Here is a 19,233-nt window from a genome sequence, read left to right as displayed (position 1 = left end):
ATTGCCACAAGGCGGCGGGACATGTCGATGCGGGAATGCGCGGGGAAAGCGGCCGGCGATGCCCCGCCGGCTGCAAGGCATTATTTATTGAAGAATTTATAATCCAGCGAGTAGCGCCCGGCGCCGGTGACCGCCAGCAGCAGCAGCCCGCCAATGATGCTGATGTTTTTGAAGAAGTTGATTTCGTTGCCCATCATTTCCATGCCGGTCATTTTCCAGAACTGATGGCCGATAAATGCGGTGCCCAGAACGTAGAGGGCGAAAATAACCGCGATAGGGCGAGTAAATATCCCGAGAATAAGTGCGATGCCAAAAAAGAACTCGACAACCACGGCGATAATTGCCGCTAAATAAGGCATCGGCGTGCCATAGCCTTCCATTGCCGTTACGGTCGCGCCAAAGTTTGCCAATTTCATCCAGCCGAAAATGATAAACAGAATCATCAGCAATATTCTGGACAGCAGAATAACGCCGTCTTTTGAGCTATCACCCATTTTAAACTCCTTAGCCACTGCCGGGATCGGATTGCATTACTGATTAAAGATTAGAACAACCTCAGGTTTTTTCTAGCACTGGCAGGCGGTTGCGCATCTTTTGCCGGAGAATGGCTATCTTCAGCAGGTTACCTATACTGGAGAGTGGAACAAAAACAACACAATAGGCGGCAATGGACAATGAATTGAGCCGGGCCGGCTAGCGTTGTTATTCCGGCGAAAGAATTGATGTTTATTTTAATGGTGCGATTTGCCAAGGTAAAACGCGTGATTGATACCTGCCCCAGCGGGCGCTTAAATATCGGGATAAATAACATGGATCTTAAAATTTTGGCGGATGAAAAGCGTTTCTATATAAACGACGAACAGGGCAAGTTGATCGCCGAGATCTCTTTCGTGCCGAGCGGCGACCAGTTGACCATTATCGATCACACCTGGGTGGATGAGGTGCTGAAAGGCCAGGGCGTGGGCAAAAAGCTGGTGGCGTTGGTGGTGGAAAAAATGCGCGCGGAAAACCGCAAAATCATTCCGCTGTGCCCGTTCGCCAAGCATGAATTCGACACCACGCCGGCGTATCAGGACATCCGCGCCTGAAGGCATCGCGGGGGAGGCGGCCTCCCCATTCATTTGGCGGTTAAGGTTTTGCTGCGGGTAATGGTCAGGCCGGCTTATGGGCGGCGAGAATAAAGATCATCGGGCGCTCTTTTTCTTCGTCCAACGCCGGGATGGCCGCAATTTGCTGCGGGGTGGGGCCCCATTCGTTCAGGTGGGTGATGATAAAACCCTGCTGCACCAGCAGATTGATGTAGGTGCCGAGCATGCGGTGCTGCTTGATTACCCCTTCCGCCAGCCAGTTGGAAACGCGCTCGCCTTCCCGCTGATAGCCGTTTACCGGCCAGGATTTTTGCCCGTTGCCGTCGACCAGCCAGCCCTGTTGCTGCGGCGCGGTGTAGATCGGGTGTTCGGCGGTGAAGATAAACTGCCCGCCGCTAACCAGCGCGCGATGCACCGTGGCGAACAGCCCGGCCAGATCCTCGATATAGTGCAGGGTCAGCGAGCTGTAGGCCAGATCGTAGCCGGCGGCCGGCAACTGCAGCCGGGCCAAATCCTGCTGCCGATACTCGATGCCCGCATCCTGCGTCATTTCCCGCGCCCGATTGAGCATCTTCTCTGAGAGATCTACCCCCAGCACGCTGGCGGCGCCCTGTTCGCGCGCGCTGCGGCAGAACCACCCGTAGCCGCAGCCGAGATCGAGCACTTTTTTACCCCGCAGCTCGGGCAGAATGCGGCGAATGGCGGGCCATTCCGGCGCGCCGTCGAGCCCGTTCACCGAACGGCCGAGCTGTGCATAGCCGTCGAAAAAGGCCTGGTTGTCATAGATATTTTGCGACATGAATGCTCCTGATTTTTGCGTTGGCCGCTCACTTTCGGCGAGAAAGCTGAGCTGGGATCATCATAGGCAAGCCATGCGCCGCTTTCTATAGCTATAGCAGCCTTTTCTGAAGGGGGCAGGTAAACCGGCGCGGTGGCCGTTGGGACGGGGGCGATGACGGGCATCAATTCCCGGCGATGGGGCGGATAAGAAAAGCCCGCAATGCGAATTGCGGGCTTTGAGCAGTATCCATTCGAACGATGTTATGCCAGATGCTGACCGTTAGGCGACAGCCAGGTCTGCAGATGAGGTATTGGCAACGCCGTTCACGCTGACTTCGGTATAGTGCAGGGTATCAATCAGGTTCTGGTGATTCTGATTGGTCAGGTAGATGACGCTGTCAGCGCTATCGAGAGCGCCGTTGTCGTTGTTATCGATAATGACATAGCTGGCGTCAGTGCCGTTATCGAATGCCACCGAGGCGACACCGACTTTCGAGGTCAACGAGTTGCTGTTGCTCAGGCCCAGAATGCCGCCCAGCAGGCCGACAACGCCGTTGGTTAATCCGCCCACCAGTGAACCCAGCAGACCGTCCATGATATCGGCTGAACGCAGGCCGTAGTTAGCGACAGAGCTGCTGGCGTCGCCGGCGATGGTCACGCCGGATACGCTATCAACGATGCTGTCTTTGGCGCTGCTAAAGTCGGTGATGGTAACGCCGGCCTGGCTGGTGCTGCCTTTCAACTCATAGGTATTGCTGCCCGCGCCACCGGTAATGGTGGAGTTGGCCGCCACGTTGAAGGTGTCGTCAGCCGCGGTACCGGTGATGTTCAGCTGGTAGCCGTTCAGGCCGAGGGTATTCAGCAACGGCGTCAGCAGCGTGGTGGTTACTGCGCTCAGCGGCAGAATATTCAGCAGCTGCACCAGGATGCCGTCGCCGGTACCGGCATGCGCAGAATCCAAATCGATGCCGGCGGTGTTGCTGGAGGCGTCGATGGTGCGAACGTTGCTGTAACCGCTGCCCAGCGTCAGATCCATCTTGTTGTCGCCAGTTACGTTGAGGGTGGTGATCTGAGCATTGGTGCCAATGAGGTTCAGAATGTTGGTGAAGTCACCGTTGCCGTCAGAAGCGATATTGACGTTGGCCAACGCTGTCCCGGCCAGCACGCTGCTGCTGCTGATCAGGCTCAGAGAGCCCGCATCGATATTGCCGGTGCTGGTGGCATCGAAGTGAATATCGAATTTGTTGGTGGCATTCTGGCGGAACGTGATTTCCAGGTTGCTGTCGGCGGTGGCATTGCCGGTGACGGTGAGCGCTGCGGCATCGCCGCCGGCGGCGTTGATCACTTTCACGTTATCGGCTTTGCTGGACAGCGCGAAACCGAGCGAACCCAGCCCGCTCTGAGCGGTCTGAGTGATGGTGCCGCCGGTCGTGCCTTCAACGGTAGAAGTGCCGTTCAGCACGCCGAAGTCAAAGGTGTGCGCGCCGGTAGTGACTGCCTGACCATTCAGCGTGCCGACGGATTTCCCGACATATCCCCCCAGATCGATTTTTTCAAAACCGCTGAACTGGCTGGCGTTGGTGGTGACGGTGCTGCTGCGCACGCCCAGCAGGTTGCTGGTTGTTGCGACGTTCTTGGTGATGAAGTTGGCTGAAATGCTGTCGGTGCCATCTCCGCCGTTGGCGGTGAAGGTGCTGGCGATGCTGTTGGCGCCGGTCGTGGCGTTACCCGCCCAAATCAGTGCGTCATCGCCTTTGCCCAGGTTAAACGTCCCGGTAGCGGTGGCGATATCGGCAGCGGAAGTGATCGTAGTGACATCGTCGCCTGAACCGCCGTTTAATACGATGTTGGCGTTGTTTGTGGTGATGTTCACACCGCTGTTCGCGCCGTTGTCGGACAGGTTAATCGTCGCGGCGGCGCTGCCGTTGATCGTCAACGCACTCAGGCTGTCGGCAAATTTCAGGTCCACGTTGCCGGCGCTGCTGGCGTCGAGCTGGACATTTTTCAGCACGGCGGTTTCAGCATTGCTCAGTTGGTGGCTGCTTTGCGTATTCACCGTGCCGGTTGCGTTGCCGCCACCTTCAGTAACGCTCAGCTTGGCGGCGGTTTTGTACAGCAGGTTTTCACCGACGCGGGCTTCAAAGGCGTGTTGCTGAGTGACTGATGTATCGTCAGTGCCGGTCGAGGTGCGCAGATCGTTGATAATGGCTTCAATGATGCTCTGCTTGTTTGGCAGCGCGCTGTAGGTGGCCAATTGCTCGGCGGTAGCGGCCGTGCCGTGCACGGTGGTAAAGACTTGTTGGATCAGCGCATCGCCTTCCAGTTGCCCAACGGTGCGCTGGAACTCAGGGTATGCAAGCAGCTTTTGGGTCAGGTAATTAAGGCTGCTCCCTTCGGATAACGATTTGCTCCAGGCTTCCAGCGAAATGGAGTAAACGCCGCGATCCGCAATACCCAGCGCCAGGGAAACCGCCTGTTCGCGGAGCTCTTGGGACGCCAGATTTTCAGGGTCCAGATACAGCAATTTATTGACGTTGCTTTCAAAAGCAACTTGCTGGGTCAGAGTGGCGTCGTCAAAACCCTGATAGTTCAGAAGGTTGCTGCTGATGGATGCCAGCGCTTGAGCAAGGGTGCCTGTGCCAATAAGCTGGGTGATTTGTTCTGCTGACGGGGTTTCACCATAGACGCGTTCATAAACCTGAGAGACGATTTGCTCATTACTCTGGCCGGCATACAGCTGCTGCCCTTTCGCCGAGTTCAAAAACTCCGCGGCCAGACTTTCCACCGTTTTCGCGCCGCTTTCCAGCTGTGTCGCATAAGAATTAAATGCGCTGTATGTCGTAACCGGTCCCAGGAGTGAGTAGTAAATAGACGCAGCTTGCTGCTGTGATGGTAAAGAAGCCATAATAAAATTACCTCATGTCAGTCAAATGGATACAAACTATCGTTACTTCAGTCACGCTGTTACATTTGCAACTTCCCGACGAGTTGCTCACCCCGAGATAGTGAAATTCTCAGAGCAACGAGTGGCAAAGGCGCACAAATGGCGTTATGGCCACTATGTAAAAGAAAGTTCAACTAATACGAACTGTCAATGTCAGTGTTAAAACTTATTTTTTCTATTGACGATATTGCACTGATGATGCAGGGGGTAGTGAAAAATTCCTTTTTATAAATAAGATAAGAGCCATTAGGAATAATGTTATTAAAATAGTTTCTGCTATGGGGTTGAAGGAGGAGAGTAGCCGGAAGGCACTAATCGACTGGGTTGTTGTTTTATTATGTGGTTGTTTCTTAATGGAAAAATTTATTTTTACCAAGATGGTAAATCAAGTTGATAGTTGCAATTAAAATGGTTCGCATGTTTACCATTTCGCTGGTGTAATAAAACGCCGGTTATTACCATTTATTTAATGTGGTTAATGCGCTGTGTTGCCGTTTATAAATAATCCCATCGGTGGTAAAGACACATTTTGAACGGTGTTTTTATCCTGAAGGCGTCTTTCGCTAATTTCCCTTGTGATTTCAAGCTAAATAATAATTAATCTGATGGTTTGTAAAAATGCAATATAAGGTTTTTCTGATTCTGGCATTTCGCTGAAAGAGAAACGCGCCGGCTTAGAAAAATAACATCCTCATTGTTCAGACGGCGGTTTTCGCCCGGAAGCGGCGAAATGGAAGCGCATGAGACATGCCATAGCCGGCCTCTTTCATCCTGTTCCGCTCTCTATGCTGCGGCGTCGTTGAACCCGCGGGGGTCAGGGGCCTGGCTGCAACCGCCAGGCGTTTTTCCACCTAAAGGTGGCGAGATGCGGCATAATTTCACGCTGGCGGAAAACGAAAATAAACAGGAACGAATATGGACATTATTTCAGTGCGTCAGTCACCCGAGCTCGCCTCGCGAGCCATTGGCTACTTCCAGCAGCAGTGGGCTTCGCCGGAGTCCCTGATGGTGTATCAAGATGCCATCACCCGCTGTATCGATGCGGCTAATCCGCTGCCGCAGTGGTACCTGCTGATGGCCGGCGACCACATTCTCGGCTGCGCGGGCCTGATCACCAACGACTTTATCAGCCGCGGCGAGCTGTATCCCTGGTTGTGCGCATTGTACGTGGAGGAAGCGCACCGCGGCCGCGGCTATGGTGCGCTGCTGATCGAGCATGTGGCGCAAGCCACGCGGCAAATGGGCTTCCCGCAGTTGCATTTATGTACCGATCTGGAAGGTTACTACGAGCGGCGGGGCTTTGCCTTTAACGGGCTGGGCTATCATCCCTGGGGCGAGGCTTCGCGAGTGTATACGCGCACGCTGTAACCGCCCGATGCAGATTGAGCGTGGCGCATTCGTCCGCCCTGGCGGCGCTACAGCCGGCGGCGAGGGTAGCCGCCGCCGAGGGCGTGCCCCGCGCCCCAGGCATGATTCAGCGCGGTGGAAAAGCTCGCGTGAGAGGCGGCGAATGGCCGCGCATCGCGCTCCGTCTGGAACCGCGGCTGACGTACGGACGGCAACCGCGCCGGGCCGGGGGCCAGATGGCGTTCTCGCGGCGGCAGCGCATGCGCGACGCGGCGCTCCGGCCGTTTTGATGCGGTGCGGGTTGGCCCGGCGTAACGTGCGGCGTTGCGCTGCGGGCTGAAGGCCGGCGTCGCCGCGGCCCGCGGGGTAAAGTTGCTGCGCGCCGGGGCGAAGTGCGGTTCGCTGAAAGGGGCGCGCGGCGCATAGGCGGTGTGGCGCCAGTCGTGGCGCTGAATCTGAACGTTGCCGACGAAGGTGCGGTTGTTGTACACCACCGCCGGGCTGCCGCCCCAGCGCACCCCCCAGCTGTTATCGAACAGCGATCCCACCATCACGCCGGCGGTAAAGCCGATTAACCCGGTCGCCAGCCTGTCGCCGGAGCCGTAGGCCGGCGGCGGCGTATAGCCGGGATAGTAGGCCACCGGCGGGTTGCCGTAAACGGCGGCGCCGTAGCTGGGAACGTACACCACGTTGGGCTGCGCGGGTTTGATGACGATGGTCTGCGCCGGCGCCGCGCCGCTAACGATCACCTGCTGCTGCGCGTTGCTTTTCAGCGCGCCGCTGTTGCCGGCGCGTTGGCGCAGCAGCTGCACGGCGTTCATTACCTCACCCGGCGCTCGCGTGTAGGCGGCGCCAAGCGCCTGAGTCCAGCCTGGGTTCTGCGCCATTTGCTGCAGCACATCGGGGAAGCGGGTCAGGGATTTTACCGCCGGCGCCCAGGGCTGAGCGTTCGCCGCCTGCGCCAGCGCATCGCCGGTCAGGGTTCGGTGTTGCAACAGCCAGGCGTTGGCGGCGCTGACCTGTTCGGGCGCAGTACTGGCGGCCAGCACCTGCGCCAGCAGGCCGTCCGGGAACAGGGCGATCGGGCCGAGCAGCTGATCCAAGGGTTGCGCGTTGCCCCCGTCCGGCTGGCGGCCGCCAAACGGCGCCGTCGGCGTTTGCGCGGCGGAGGATGCCGGCGGCGCAGGGTTCTCCTGCGCGCGATCGCAGCCGCTCAACGCTAACAGCATCATCAAAACCCAGGGTAATTTCTTCATGTTGAACATGCTATTTTCCTCTCGTTGAACCGAGGAACGCCTGAGGCTGACAGGGGAGCCGCGCCGATGGGGGAAATAACGCCGCTCCCGCGCTCAGTTTTCTCGGATGCGTTCAGGATCCCATGTTCACCGCAGCGATAACACGCAAACCGGGTCCGGAATCGGACCGCGGTGATTCAGAAGCGATAAAGTTGGATAATGCCTTTTTGATGGCGGGGCCCGAACGGCCCGCCAGGGTTAATCGGGCCGCTTGCCGCCGAAGCGGCGCAGCACCACGACAAAGAACACCGGCACCAGGAAAATGGCCAGCAGGGTGGCGCTGATCATGCCGCACATCACGCCGGTGCCGACCGCATTCTGCGCGCCGGAACCGGCGCCGCTGCCGATCACCAGCGGCAGCACGCCGAGAATAAACGCCAGCGAGGTCATCAGGATCGGCCGCAGGCGCATGCGCGTTGCCTCCAGCGTGGCGGCCAACAGGGGCTTGCCTTCTTTCTCCATCAGCGCCTTGGCGAACTCGACGATCAAAATGGCGTTTTTGGCCGACAGGCCGATGGTGGTCAGCAGGCCCACCTGGAAGTAAACGTCGTTGTCGAGGCCGCGCAGGGTGGTGCCCAGCAGCGCTCCGACCACGCCGAGCGGCACCACCAGCATCACGGCGAACGGGATCGACCAGCTTTCATACAGCGCCGCCAGGCACAGGAACACCACCGCCAGCGAGATGGCATACAGCGCCGGCGCCTGATTGCCGGCAAGCCGTTCCTGATAGGACATGCCGGTCCAGTCGTAGCCGATACCCTTCGGCAGCCTGGCCGCCAGCTTCTCCATCAGCATCATCGCCTGGCCCGAGCTGCGCCCCGGCGCCGGCTCCCCGAGGATTTCCATCGAAGGCAGGCCGTTATAACGCTCCAGCCGCGGCGAGCCGTATTGCCAGTGGGCGCTGGCGAAGGCGGAGAACGGCACCATTTGGCCGCGGTTGCCCTTCACGTACCACTGGTTGAGATCGTCGGGCAGCATGCGGTAGCGGGCGTCGGCCTGCACATACACCTTCTTCACCCGGCCGCGGTCGATAAAGTCGTTGACGTAGGTGCCGCCCCAGGCAGTGGACAGCGTCTGGTTGATGTCGTTGACTGAAACCCCCAGCGCTTCGGCCTTGGCCTGATCGACGTCCACCTTGAACTGCGGGGTATCCTCCAGGCCGTTGGGGCGGATCCTGGTCACCACGTTGGGGAATTTGCCGGCCATGAACAGCAGCTGGTTGCGCGCCTTGGTCAGTGCCGCATGGCCGAGGCCGCCGTTGTCGATCAGTTCGAAGTCGAAGCCGGTGGCGGTGCCGAGATCGGTAATGGCCGGCAGGTTAAAGGCGAAGGCGACGCCCTCCCTGATGGTATGGGCAAAGGCCATGTTGGCGCGTTTAATGATTGCCTCGACCTTGTTTTTCTCCCCTGGGCGGCGGCTCCAGTCCTTGAGGCTGACGAACGCCAGCCCGTTGTTTTGGCCGTTGCCGTTGAAGCCGAATCCGGCGACGGTAAAGACCGAGTTGACGTTGGCCTTTTCACCGTTCAGGTAGTAATGGGTCACCTTGTCCAGTACCGCTTCGGTGCGCTGCTGGGTGGCGCCGGCCGGCAGCTGGATCATGTTCATGAACACGCCCTGATCCTCGTCGGGCAGAAAGGCGCTGGGCAAGCGGATGAACAGCAGCGCCATGCCGATGACAATCAACAGGTAAATCAGCAACATGCGGCCGGTATGGTTGAGAATGTTGCCGACGCTGTTTTGATAATGCCGGGTGCTGCGGTCGAACAGGCGATTAAACCAGGCGAAAAAGCCGGTTTTAGGCGCGTGCACGCCGGGTTTCAGCAGGGTGACGCACAGCGCCGGCGTCAGGATCATCGCCACCAGCACCGACAGCACCATGGCGGAAACGATGGTGACCGAGAACTGGCGATAGATGGCGCCGGTGGCGCCGCCGAAAAACGCCATCGGGATAAATACCGCCGACAGCACCATGGCGATGCCGACCAGCGCGCCCTGTATCTGCCCCATCGATTTGCGGGTGGCCTCTTTCGGCGGCAGCCCCTCTGCGGACATGACCCGTTCGACGTTCTCCACCACCACGATGGCGTCGTCCACCAGCAGGCCGATCGCCAGCACCATGCCGAACATCGTCAGGGTGTTGATCGAAAAGCCGCAGGCCGCCAACACCGCAAAAGTGCCGAGCAGCACCACCGGCACCGCGATGGTGGGGATCAGCGTGGCGCGGAAGTTTTGCAGGAACAGATACATCACCAGGAACACCAGGATGATGGCCTCGAACAGCGTTTTCACCACTTCACTGATGGAGATTTTGACGAACGGCGTGGTGTCGTATGGGTACACCACCCGCATGCCGGCGGGGAAGTAGGGCTCCAGCCGCGAGATTTCGGCCTTCACCGCGTTGGCGGTATCCAGCGCGTTGGCGCCGGTCGCCAGCTTGATGCCCAGGCCGGCGGCGGGTTTGCCGTTGTATTCCGCGCCGGTGGTGTAGTTTTCGCTGCCGAGCGCAATGCGCGCGACGTCGCGCAGGCGCACCTGCGAACCATCCTGATTGACGCGCAGCAAAATATTGCCGAACTGCTGCGGCGAACCGAGGCGGGTTTGGGCGATGATCGAGGCGTTGAGCTGCTGCCCGGGCACCGCGGGCAGGGCGCCGAGCTGGCCGCCGGCGATCTGGTTGTTCTGCGCCTTGATGGCGCGCACCACGTCTTCGCTGGTCAGCCGATAATTATCGAGCTTGGTGGGATCCAGCCACACGCGCATGGCGTACTGGGCGCCGAACAGCTGCACCTGGCCGACGCCGCTGGTGCGGCCGATCGGATCCTTGATATTGGCGACCGTATAGTCCGCCAAATCCGCCTGCGTCATGGCGCCGCTGTCGGAGGTGAAGGCGGCCACCATCAGGAAGCTGCTGGAGGCCTTCTGCACGTTGATGCCCTGGTTCTGCACCGCCTGCGGCAGCAGCGGCATCGCCAGCTGCAGTTTGTTTTGCACCTGCACCTGGGCGATGTCCGGATCGGTGCCGGTCGCGAAGGTGAGGGTGACGGTGGCGTTGCCGGCGGCGTCGCTGTTGGATGACATGTACATCAGGCCGTCCAGGCCGTTCATGTTCTGTTCAATCACCTGGGTGACCGTGTCCTGTACCGTCCTGGCGTCGGCCCCCGGATAGCTGGCGCTGATGCTGACCGCCGGCGGCGCGATGGTGGGGTACTGGGCGATCGGCAGTTTGATGATGGCCAAGGCGCCGGCCATCATGACGATGATGGCGACCACCCAGGCGAATATCGGCCGATTGATAAAGAAATCAGACATGCTTCAGCGCCCCTTAACCGTGATAGACGTCGGACAGGGCTTCGGCGGTGGCCGGAGTCTCTTCCGTCGGCCGTACCTTCATCCCCGGTTTCAGGCGCATCAGGCCGCTGACGATCACCCGGTCGCCGGCCTTCAGCCCCGAGGTTACCCGCCATTTGTCGCCAATCGCCTGAGCGGCGGTCACCCGGCGCAGCTGCGCCCGATCGTGGGCGTCGGCGATCAGCGCCGTCGCTTCGCCGCGCGGGTTGCGGGTGATGCCTTGCTGCGGCACCAGCAGCGCGTTTTGCTGCACGCCCTGATCAATCTCGGCGCGAACATACATGCCGGGCAGCAGGATGTGCTGCGGATTGGGGATGATGGCGCGCAGGGTGATGGAGCCGGTGGTTTGATCGACGGTGACATCGGAGAATTCCAGCGTGCCGACCGGCCGATAGGGTTGGCCGTTGCCCAGGATCAGGCTGACCGGTACGTTACCGGCGCGATGGGTGATGGCGCCGGAGGCGATGGCCTGCTTCAGCTTGAGAAAGTCGTCGCTCGACTGGGTGACGTCGACATACATCGGATCCAGCTGCTGCACCGTGGCCAGCGCGCTGCCCTGGCCGGCGTCGACCAGCGCCCCTTCGGTAACGCTCGACTTGCCGATGCGCCCGGCAATCGGCGCCAGCACCCGGGTGTAGCGCAGGTTGATGCGGGCGCTTTCCAGCGCGGCGCGGGCGGCGGCAACCTCGGCCTCGGCCTGCCTGGCCTTGGCCACGCGGGTATCGAACTCTTGCGGACTGACGTAATTTTTCGCCCGCAGCGGCCGTTCGCGCTGCACCGTCAGGCGAGCGATGTCGCTGTTGGCCAGCGCCTTCTGCAGCTCGCCCTGCGCGCTGTCGCAGGCAGCCTGATAGGTGGTGGGGTCAATCTGGTACAGCGACTGCCCGGCCTGAACGTCGCTGCCTTCGACAAACTGACGTTTGAGGATGATGCCGCTCACCTGCGGTCGCACTTCCGCGGTACGGTAGGCGCTGGTGCGCCCCGGCAGCTCGGTTTTGACCGCCAGCGGCTGCGGCCGCAGGGTCACCACGCCAACCGGGTGCGGCCGAACCTGCGCGCTGGAGGTGGATGGGTCCTTGCAGCCGGTAAGCAACAGACCGCCGCACAGCAGCAGGCTGCCGGTTAAGCATAGTGGTTTTCTTTTCATGGTTATCCCGTTGGCCAAACAATATCGCAAGGCAGTCTGGCGGCTGATTAATTGCAGAAAGGTATTGCGGTGTATTTTACGGAATAATCAGCGCGGGAAGAGTCCGAATTCGGACCGAATAACGGTAGGTTTTAAATTCAATGCATTTATTATGGTCGGCGTGTGTGTGAACACGAATAAAGCAAGAAAGACCATATCAGTAGTGTCCGTTGCCGCTGGCGAAACCAGCGGCATTTTTTTAATATCTTTGCGGCAGGTTGAATACTTGCGTGAGATGTCCTTTCTCCATGGCGATATAACCGCCGGTCTTCAAGTCGCTAAGGCATTTTAATATGGTGCTGCGTGCCAGCGTGGTGCGCTCCTGAATATAACGCAGCGCCGAATATTGGCTGCGGGTGCTGGCCGGCGCATTCATCAACTCCAACAGCTTGCCGCGGATGGCGTCATAGGCATGGTTATTCAACAGGTGCAGGTCGCGCAGGCTGGCGAAATGCAGCTGATAGGCCAAAATGCGCGCGACGTCGGCCCACAGCCTCGGCTGCTCGTTGAGCTTTTGCAGCACTTTGGCGCCGGCCACGGCGTGGATCTCGCAGTCTTTGTCCAGATGCAGGTAGGTTTTCCCCACCGGATGCAGCAGCTCGGCCAGGCCGATGATGTGCGGCGCGTAGATGGTGGTCATCAGCAGATCGTCCGACTGGCGATGCAGATGAACCGCGCCGCGCAACAGCAGGTAAACCTGCGGATTTTTGCCGCTGAACTGGCGTGAGCGCCGGGCGGTGATCGCGCTGGCCTCCGGCTGCAGCGCCGCCATCAAGTCGGCGATGATGTCGTGGGGCTTGTGCGGCAGAATTTTTTGCAACGCGTCGTTGAAGTGGTCGTTAGCCTGGCCATTGCCGGTTGCTTGCGGATTGTCTGTCACCTCGATTCCCCATTAATCAGCGCGTTAGCCCGCCAGTTTATGCGTATTGCACCGGCTGAGTATAGAGGATTGGCGACGGATTGCGTGGAGCGGCCGCGCCGCCGAGGGTGCGGCGGCGCGGCCGGGCGGCGGGGATGGGGTTATTTGATTATTTTCTGCAGTTTGCCTTTTTGATCTGGCGTCAGGGTTTGCATCACGTCAAACAAGTAGCGGTAGCGGATATAGTCGGCCTGCTGCTGGTAAATGCCCATTTCTGCAATGCGCTTTTTTACCGTCGGTTCATCCCACTGCCCCGACTTCAGCACTTTCAGGATCGCGCCGCGGTCGTCTTTATCGGTTTTGATGCTGTCCAGCTGCAGCTGGGCCTTGTCGCGAATAACGTGAATTTCCTGGCGCTGCGTTTGGCTCAAATCAAGAACGCCGGCCAGGCGACTGGCGCTCTGCAGACCTTCGGCGGCGAAAACCGAGCTGGCGGAAAATAAACACATGCCGGCGATCAGCACTTTTATTCTATTTCTCATCATGCACTCCTTATATTTGTCTCAAGCCAATATTACGCATGGTTTAAAGCCGAGTGCACGGATGAAAATGTCCAAAATTGGACGGCTGGCCGCTTTGCATTGCCTTTTTATGGTGCTAGGAGACGGAGAAAATAAGTTTTTCACCGGCCGGCGGTCATTCGCCGAATATTAACGGCGAGCAATGTTCCGCTGCAGTTTCCTATATGCGTAATCAGACAAGGGCGTCCAGCGCCCGGCCGATATCTTCCGTCCAGGGGAGCGTCGGCACCGCCAGATTTTCCCGCAAATGAGCCACGGAAGAGGTGCCGGGGATCAGCAAAATATTCGGCGAGCGGTGATACAGCCAGGCCAATGCGGTTTGCAGCGGCGTGGCGCCCAGGCGCAGGGCGATCGCGGACAGCGCCTGGGATTGAATCGGGCTGAAGCCGCCGAGCGGGAAGAACGGCACGTAGGCGATCCCGGCGCGGGCCAGATCGTCGATCAGATCGTCGTCGCCGCGATTGATCAGGTTGTAGTGGTTCTGCACGCAAACGATGCGGCACATTGCACGCGCCTCGGCGACCTGGGCCGGGGTCGCATTGCTCAGGCCGATATGCCGCACCCATCCTTGTCGCTGCAATTCCACGAGCGGCGCCAGCAGAGCCTCTATCGAGCCTTCCGCCGGGCGGTGCGTATCAAACATGATCCTGAGGTTTACCACGTCCAGCCTTTCGAGGCCGAGATTGCGCAGGTTGTCATGCACCGCGCCGGTCAGCTCCGCGGCGGAGAACGCCGGCAGCCATGAGGCGTCGCTTCCCCGACGGGCGCCGATTTTGGTGACCAGGGTCAGATCTTCGGGGTAAGGCGCCAGCGCCTGACGGATCAGCCGGTTGGTGATGTGCGGGCCATAGAAGTCGCTGGTGTCGATATGGTTGACGCCGGAGGCGACGGCCTCCCGCAGCACCGTCAGCGCCGCCTGCCGATCCTTTGGCGGCCCGAATACGCCCGGCCCGGCCAGCTGCATGGCGCCGTAGCCGAGCCGCTTGACGTTTCGGCCGCCGAGGTTGAATGTGGGATGCGTAGAGTGATTGGACATAGCCTGTTTCCTTTGAAGGTCGTGAACGGGTCAACTGCACGGGCCTATGATAGGCGCGGCTTTCGGTGGCGATAAGCCGCGTGACGCTGGACGGGTTGTACGGGGTGACGGACAATGAATACTGATTTAGAGGATCTGCACGCCTTTCTGGCCGTGGCGCGCGCAGGGGGATTCCGCGAAGGCGCCAGAACCCTGGGGCGCAGCGCTTCCGGCGTGAGCGATGCCATCCGGCGCCTGGAGAAACAGCTTGGCGTTCGGCTGTTTAACCGCACTACGCGCAGCGTGACGCCGACCGCCGCCGGCTATAGCCTGCTGGAGCGGCTGGGGCCGGCGCTGGATGAGGTGCGAAGCGCGCTCGACGTGGTGAACGGTTTTCGCGACAAGCCCGCCGGCACGCTGAGGCTGAACGTGCCGGTGAGCGTCGCGCGCCTGGCGCTGCCCGCGCTGATACCGGCATTTCTCGCCGCCTACCCGGATATCAAACTGGAAATACAGACCGAAGAAAGCTTCGTCGACGTATTGGCAGCCGGCTGCGACGCCGGCATTCGTTATGAAGAACGCCTGGAAAAGGACATGATTGCGGTGCCCATCGGGCCCAGAGTGCAGCGCTTTGCCGCGGCGGCATCGCCGGCTTATCTCGCCCGGTGCGGGCGACCCGCCCATCCCCAGGAGCTGCTTACCCACGCCTGCCTGCTGGGCCGTTTCCCCAGCGGAAAAATTTATCCCTGGGAATTCGAAAGGCGGGGCGAGACGCTGGAAATATATCCCGATGGGCCGTTAATGGTGCAGGCCGGCGGCGCGACCGATCTGGCCGTTGCGGCGGCGATAGCCGGCGTCGGCATTATCTATTTGTTCGAAGACTGGTTAGCGCCCAGCCTGGCCAGCGGCGAACTGGAGCCGGTGCTCGAAGCCTGGTGGCCGCAATTTTCCGGCCCGTTTCTCTACTATTCCGATCGACGCTTTATCCCCTCGCCGCTGCGGGCGTTCATCGATTTCATCCGGCAGGCGCCGAAGGCCACGGCTTAAACCAGCCGATGCGCATGCAATTTGATGTTGGCCATGATGCTGTCCATCATCACCTGGACCCGATGAGGCAGCACGCCGCGCTGAGGATAAATGAGGTAGGCCTGCATATCGATGCAGCGTTCGCGCTCAATGCATGGCAGCAGCGAGCCGGACTCCAGCGCTGACGCGACCGAATAATAGGGCGCGTAGACAATCCCCAGCCCCTGCTTGGCCAGCTCGATGGCCGGCAATATATTGTCGCAGATGCTGGTTCCGGTGACCGCCATTTGCATCTGCTGCCCCTGCCGATCGTAGCAACTCCAGGTGTTGCGGCTGCCCCCCAGCATGCGCAGGGTAATGCAGCGATGCCGGTGCAGCTCCTCCGGTTCCGCCAGCGGGGTGCGGGCGATGTAATCCGGTGAGGCGAACAGCCCGACGCGAAAGCGGGTAAAGGGTCTGGCGATCAGGCTTTCGTTTTGCGGCTGGAAGAAGCTGATCAGCAGATCGCAGTCAGTGTCGAAAACCGCGCCATATTTTTTCTCTCGTTCGTCCGGATTGCGGGTAAGCAAATCGACGGTCAGCTCGGGCGCCTGATGCAGCAGCGGCGGCAGCAGATAACGCGCCAGGAATGAGTGGATGCCGATTGGCGCGCCGAGGGTGACCATGCCGTTCAGGCTGCGCTTGTAGGTGCCCGACATGTCCAGCAGGTCGCTATGCTCATCCAACAGCAGGGCGGCGCGGCGCAAAAACTGCGTGCCAAATTCGGTCAATGCCAACGCGCGCGGGCTGCGGATGAAGAGCTCCAGCCCGAGTCGCCGCTCCAGCGCGGTGAGGGCGCGCGACACGTTCGACTGCGGCATATCCAGCAGCTGCGCCGCCTTACTGACGCTGGCCGTTTCGGCGATCGCGCGCACTATCCTGAGCTCTTCGATGCGGAAGTCTTTTGGTTTCATCACGGCAGACAATATGGTTTTACATATCAAAAATGATATACCTGTTTGATATAATTGTCATATGACTTATCCCTGCCTGATGGGTATTATTTCGGCTGATTATTTGATATCAACTGCAAAATAAAGAGAAATAATTCAATGAAAGTGACAAGGGCAGCCGTTTTACCTGCGATGTTGCTGCTGGCGTCGTGCTCGTCTGCGGTAACCGAAAAAGAAAAATACGCCAAATTTCTTAATAACTACCAGGATATTACCAAAGGCGAATCCGCATCAGGCAGAGACGTATTGTATTGGAAAGATCCGAAGGCGGATTTTACGCGTTATCAATATCTGGTCTACCAGCCGATGATCTATTTCCCGCGGCCACAACCGAGCGAAATGGTGAGCCAGCGCGCACTTGATAATATCCTCAGCTATACCAATCGGCAGTTCAAACAGGCGATGGGCTCCCATTTCACCCTGGTGGATATGCCGCGCGAGAACACGCTGATTTTCCGCGGGGCGATCACGGCGATCGATACGCATAAAAAGGGGCTGCAGGTTTACGAAGTGCTGCCGATTACCCTGCTGATCGCCGCAACCCAGAGCGTGACCGGGCACCGCACCATGGAAAGCGCGGTGTATATGGAAGGGGAGTTTATCGATGCTTCAACCCATCAGCCGGTGATCAAGGTGGTGAGAAAGGCGTCCGGCGAAAACCTCAATAATGAGAAAACGCAGCTGACAGTGGGCGATGTGAAAAACGCCATCGATATTATTGCCAGCGATATAAAGCAATATAATACGCACCAGGCATAATGCAGCTGCCTGCGACTAATAACCAGGGTTTTACATGTTTCTTAATTACTTCGCCTTAGGCGTGTTGATTGCCGTATTTTTGATTTTATTTTACGGCGTTATCATTATCCACGATATTCCTTACCTGTTAGCCAAAAAACGCCGGCATCCTCATCAGGATGCCATTCATGTCGCCGGCTGGGTCAGCCTGTTTACGCTGCATGCCATTTGGCCGCTGCTGTGGATCTGGGCCACGTTATACCGGCCCGATCGCGGGTGGGGCATGGCGGAGCAAGCCGCCGAACCCGCCGCGCTGCAGGCGCGTATCGAGCAACTCGAAGCCGAACTGCAGCGGAAATCTGCAACCGCCGCCATGACGCCAAATATAGGTTGAGAAAAGGGTATGGATTTATTAATTATTCTCAGCTACGTTGCGCTGACCTACGGCATATTCAAACTGTTTCGCATCCCGGTTAATAAATGGACGGTGCCCACCGCGGTGCTGGGGGGGATTTTTATTGTCGGGGCTCTGATTCTGGCAATGAATTACAACCATCCTTATACCGATCGGGCGCAGAAGATTGCGATTTCCGTCCCCATCGTGCCCCAGGTATCGGGAGTGATTGTCGAGGTAACGGATAAAACCAATGTGTTACTGCGCCAGGGGGAGCTGCTGTTTCGTCTCGACGATACTCGCTACCGAGCCAGGCTGAATAAACTGCAGGCGGATCTTGCCGGCGCAGAGGCGGACGTACGCGCGCGGCAGGCGACGCTGGATGAGTCCGCGGCTAATGTGCAGCGGGTGAACGCCGAATATCAACGCGCGAGCAAAGATTACCAGCGCTATGCGAAAGGTGCGGCGATGGCGGTGAATCCTTTCTCGGAGCAGGATGTCAGCCATGCGCATCAGCAATATTTGGCGCAGTCCGCCGCGCTGCAGGCCGCCAGGGCGCAGCATCAACAGGCGCAGGAACGGCTTTCCGGCCATTACAACGGCGAAGACGCCCACATCGCCAGCCTGAAATCGCAGATCGCCGAGGCCGGCTACAACCTGGAACAAACCCTGGTGCGCGCGCCGAGCGACGGTTATGTCACCCAGGTGCTGGCGCGGCCTGGCACCACGGCGGTTCGCCTGCCTTTCAAGCCGGTGATGATTTTTATTCCTCAGCAGAAACGCCAGGTTGTGGCGGCGTTTCGTCAAAACTCGATCCTGCGCTTGGCGCAGGGTGACCAAGCTGAAGTGGTGTTCAACGGCCTGCCGGGGCAGGTTTATACCGGCGCGGTAACGCGGGTGCTGCCGGTAGTGCCCGGCGGCAGCTATCAGGCCAGCGGCGCATTGCAGGGGCTGAATACCGGTGCGGCTCAGGAGGGGGTTTATGCCGTGATCGATCTGGCGCCGAACCCGGAGCTGGATCGGCTGCCCGACGGCGTTACCGCACAAACGGCGGTATACACCGAGCACTTCGAACACCTCTCCATCATGCGCAAAGTGCTGCTGCGCATGACCAGCTGGCTGCATTATCTGTATTTGGATCACTGACGCCGTGCGGCCCGGGAGCACCGGGGCAGAAACCGCAGACACAAAAAAGCCCGCAACCGAAGTTGCGGGCTTTTTCGCTATTATCGCCGGATCTATCTGGTATCACCGGTGACCTATTTGGTGGAGCTGGGGGATTTGAACCCCCGTCCGAAATTACTACACCGTCGGCACTACATGCTTAGTCCAATCTTTACATTCGCCGGTCAGCTGCGGATGGACACGCCACTAACAAACTAGCCTGATTGGATTTAACGCTTCAGCCCCAGGCAGGACATCCACGCGATCTCTTTTGGGTTTGACCTCTCTTGATCCCCGTCCTAAGAGCGGAGGCTAGGGAGAGAGGGCTCTTAGCAGGGTATTAAGCTGCTAGGGCGTAGTTTTCGTCGTTTGCGACTATTTTTTTGCGGCTTTTTACGAGGCCAACCGCCCCTCGGCATGCTCCTAGGGCTTCGCAAATCCCGTCGAATCCAGAATCAGCCCCAAGTAACTTTGTG

At 59.0% G+C, this 19,233-nt stretch carries 16 protein-coding genes and 1 other RNA gene; 6 read left to right on the top strand and 11 right to left on the bottom strand.

Annotated elements, in window-relative coordinates:
* Positions 1-80 precede the first annotated feature (80 nt).
* The gene (locus tag D7I37_RS01445; protein WP_061800209.1) at positions 81-494 is read right to left on the bottom strand and encodes a DoxX family protein; all 414 of its coding nucleotides are present in this window, start codon (positions 492-494) and stop codon (positions 81-83) included.
* A gap of 315 nt (positions 495-809) precedes the next feature.
* On the opposite strand from D7I37_RS01445, the gene D7I37_RS01440 reads away from it, so the two are divergent.
* Positions 810-1,088 carry a GNAT family N-acetyltransferase gene (locus D7I37_RS01440; RefSeq protein WP_061800238.1) on the top strand — a complete coding sequence of 93 codons (279 nt, stop codon included), beginning with the start codon at positions 810-812 and terminating at the stop codon, positions 1,086-1,088.
* A gap of 64 nt (positions 1,089-1,152) precedes the next feature.
* Here D7I37_RS01440 and D7I37_RS01435 read toward each other — a convergent pair whose 3' ends face one another.
* A complete protein-coding gene (locus D7I37_RS01435) occupies positions 1,153-1,887 on the bottom strand; it encodes a bifunctional 2-polyprenyl-6-hydroxyphenol methylase/3-demethylubiquinol 3-O-methyltransferase UbiG (protein WP_061800210.1) in 735 nt (244 codons plus the stop codon).
* A 261-nt stretch (positions 1,888-2,148) separates the two neighbouring features.
* Positions 2,149-4,773 (bottom strand): DUF4214 domain-containing protein, encoded by a 2,625-nt coding sequence (locus D7I37_RS01430; RefSeq protein ID WP_129543193.1) that lies wholly within the window; start codon positions 4,771-4,773, stop codon positions 2,149-2,151.
* Positions 4,774-5,727: 954 nt separating this feature from the next.
* Here D7I37_RS01430 and D7I37_RS01425 point away from each other — a divergent pair.
* A complete protein-coding gene (locus tag D7I37_RS01425; RefSeq protein WP_095098909.1) occupies positions 5,728-6,180 on the top strand; it encodes a GNAT family N-acetyltransferase in 453 nt (150 codons plus the stop codon).
* Between the two features lie 47 nt (positions 6,181-6,227).
* Here D7I37_RS01425 and D7I37_RS01420 read toward each other — a convergent pair whose 3' ends face one another.
* The 6 genes from D7I37_RS01420 to D7I37_RS01395 all read right to left on the bottom strand — a co-directional run bounded on the left by D7I37_RS01420 (position 6,228) and on the right by D7I37_RS01395 (position 14,464).
* A complete protein-coding gene (locus D7I37_RS01420; RefSeq protein WP_129543192.1) occupies positions 6,228-7,424 on the bottom strand; it encodes a DUF3300 domain-containing protein in 1,197 nt (398 codons plus the stop codon).
* Positions 7,425-7,652: 228 nt separating this feature from the next.
* Positions 7,653-10,763 (bottom strand): efflux RND transporter permease subunit, encoded by a 3,111-nt coding sequence (locus D7I37_RS01415; protein WP_129543191.1) that lies wholly within the window; start codon positions 10,761-10,763, stop codon positions 7,653-7,655.
* 13 nt (positions 10,764-10,776) lie between these two features.
* Entirely contained in the window at positions 10,777-11,949 is a 1,173-nt protein-coding gene (locus D7I37_RS01410) for an efflux RND transporter periplasmic adaptor subunit (protein ID WP_129543190.1), read from the bottom strand.
* Between the two features lie 238 nt (positions 11,950-12,187).
* Complete coding sequence (locus D7I37_RS01405) at positions 12,188-12,868, bottom strand: helix-turn-helix domain-containing protein (RefSeq protein ID WP_061800216.1); 681 nt, start codon at positions 12,866-12,868, stop codon at positions 12,188-12,190.
* Positions 12,869-13,008: 140 nt separating this feature from the next.
* Entirely contained in the window at positions 13,009-13,392 is a 384-nt protein-coding gene (locus D7I37_RS01400) for a Spy/CpxP family protein refolding chaperone (protein ID WP_231922091.1), read from the bottom strand.
* A 208-nt stretch (positions 13,393-13,600) separates the two neighbouring features.
* On the bottom strand, positions 13,601-14,464 hold the full coding sequence (locus tag D7I37_RS01395) for an aldo/keto reductase family oxidoreductase (RefSeq protein ID WP_061800218.1): 864 nt from the start codon (positions 14,462-14,464) through the stop codon (positions 13,601-13,603).
* A 114-nt stretch (positions 14,465-14,578) separates the two neighbouring features.
* Between D7I37_RS01395 and D7I37_RS01390 the strand changes: the two genes are divergently transcribed.
* The gene (locus tag D7I37_RS01390) at positions 14,579-15,490 is read left to right on the top strand and encodes a LysR family transcriptional regulator (protein WP_061800220.1); all 912 of its coding nucleotides are present in this window, start codon (positions 14,579-14,581) and stop codon (positions 15,488-15,490) included.
* On the opposite strand, the gene D7I37_RS01385 is transcribed toward D7I37_RS01390, so the two are convergent.
* On the bottom strand, positions 15,487-16,422 hold the full coding sequence (locus D7I37_RS01385; RefSeq protein WP_129543189.1) for a LysR family transcriptional regulator: 936 nt from the start codon (positions 16,420-16,422) through the stop codon (positions 15,487-15,489). The two genes, D7I37_RS01390 and D7I37_RS01385, sit on opposite strands and share 4 nt — an antisense overlap.
* A gap of 138 nt (positions 16,423-16,560) precedes the next feature.
* Here D7I37_RS01385 and D7I37_RS01380 point away from each other — a divergent pair, with 138 nt between their 5' ends.
* The 3 genes from D7I37_RS01380 to D7I37_RS01370 are packed head-to-tail and all read left to right on the top strand — an operon-like array spanning position 16,561 to position 18,739.
* On the top strand, positions 16,561-17,220 hold the full coding sequence (locus D7I37_RS01380) for a DUF3313 domain-containing protein (RefSeq protein ID WP_061800222.1): 660 nt from the start codon (positions 16,561-16,563) through the stop codon (positions 17,218-17,220).
* A 34-nt stretch (positions 17,221-17,254) separates the two neighbouring features.
* A complete protein-coding gene (locus D7I37_RS01375) occupies positions 17,255-17,593 on the top strand; it encodes a DUF3302 domain-containing protein (protein WP_061800224.1) in 339 nt (112 codons plus the stop codon).
* A gap of 9 nt (positions 17,594-17,602) precedes the next feature.
* Positions 17,603-18,739 (top strand): HlyD family secretion protein, encoded by a 1,137-nt coding sequence (locus D7I37_RS01370; RefSeq protein WP_095098901.1) that lies wholly within the window; start codon positions 17,603-17,605, stop codon positions 18,737-18,739.
* Between the two features lie 118 nt (positions 18,740-18,857).
* On the opposite strand, the gene ssrA is transcribed toward D7I37_RS01370, so the two are convergent.
* Positions 18,858-19,220: a transfer-messenger RNA gene (ssrA, locus tag D7I37_RS01365) on the bottom strand.
* Positions 19,221-19,233 lie beyond the last annotated feature (13 nt).

Origin of the sequence: Serratia sp. 1D1416 (genome assembly GCF_003641105.1) — a bacterium.
Classification (GTDB): Bacteria; Pseudomonadota; Gammaproteobacteria; order Enterobacterales; family Enterobacteriaceae; genus Serratia; species Serratia ficaria.
Note: the sequence above shows the minus strand (reverse complement) of the source record. Positions and strands in the feature narration are given on the sequence as shown.

Bases quoted from the DNA above. Each gene is read 5' to 3' on its own strand.
- D7I37_RS01445 (WP_061800209.1), bottom strand. From the start codon at position 494: ATGGGTGATAGCTCAAAAGACGGCGTTATTCTGCTGTCCAGAATATTG.
- D7I37_RS01440 (WP_061800238.1), top strand. From the start codon at position 810: ATGGATCTTAAAATTTTGGCGGATGAAAAGCGTTTCTATATAAACGAC.
- D7I37_RS01435 (WP_061800210.1), bottom strand. From the start codon at position 1,887: ATGTCGCAAAATATCTATGACAACCAGGCCTTTTTCGACGGCTATGCA.
- D7I37_RS01430 (WP_129543193.1), bottom strand. From the start codon at position 4,773: ATGGCTTCTTTACCATCACAGCAGCAAGCTGCGTCTATTTACTACTCA.
- D7I37_RS01425 (WP_095098909.1), top strand. From the start codon at position 5,728: ATGGACATTATTTCAGTGCGTCAGTCACCCGAGCTCGCCTCGCGAGCC.
- D7I37_RS01420 (WP_129543192.1), bottom strand. From the start codon at position 7,424: ATGTTCAACATGAAGAAATTACCCTGGGTTTTGATGATGCTGTTAGCG.
- D7I37_RS01415 (WP_129543191.1), bottom strand. From the start codon at position 10,763: ATGTCTGATTTCTTTATCAATCGGCCGATATTCGCCTGGGTGGTCGCC.
- D7I37_RS01410 (WP_129543190.1), bottom strand. From the start codon at position 11,949: ATGAAAAGAAAACCACTATGCTTAACCGGCAGCCTGCTGCTGTGCGGC.
- D7I37_RS01400 (WP_231922091.1), bottom strand. From the start codon at position 13,392: ATGATGAGAAATAGAATAAAAGTGCTGATCGCCGGCATGTGTTTATTT.
- D7I37_RS01395 (WP_061800218.1), bottom strand. From the start codon at position 14,464: ATGTCCAATCACTCTACGCATCCCACATTCAACCTCGGCGGCCGAAAC.
- D7I37_RS01390 (WP_061800220.1), top strand. From the start codon at position 14,579: ATGAATACTGATTTAGAGGATCTGCACGCCTTTCTGGCCGTGGCGCGC.
- D7I37_RS01385 (WP_129543189.1), bottom strand. From the start codon at position 16,422: ATGAAACCAAAAGACTTCCGCATCGAAGAGCTCAGGATAGTGCGCGCG.
- D7I37_RS01380 (WP_061800222.1), top strand. From the start codon at position 16,561: ATGAAAGTGACAAGGGCAGCCGTTTTACCTGCGATGTTGCTGCTGGCG.
- D7I37_RS01375 (WP_061800224.1), top strand. From the start codon at position 17,255: ATGTTTCTTAATTACTTCGCCTTAGGCGTGTTGATTGCCGTATTTTTG.
- D7I37_RS01370 (WP_095098901.1), top strand. From the start codon at position 17,603: ATGGATTTATTAATTATTCTCAGCTACGTTGCGCTGACCTACGGCATA.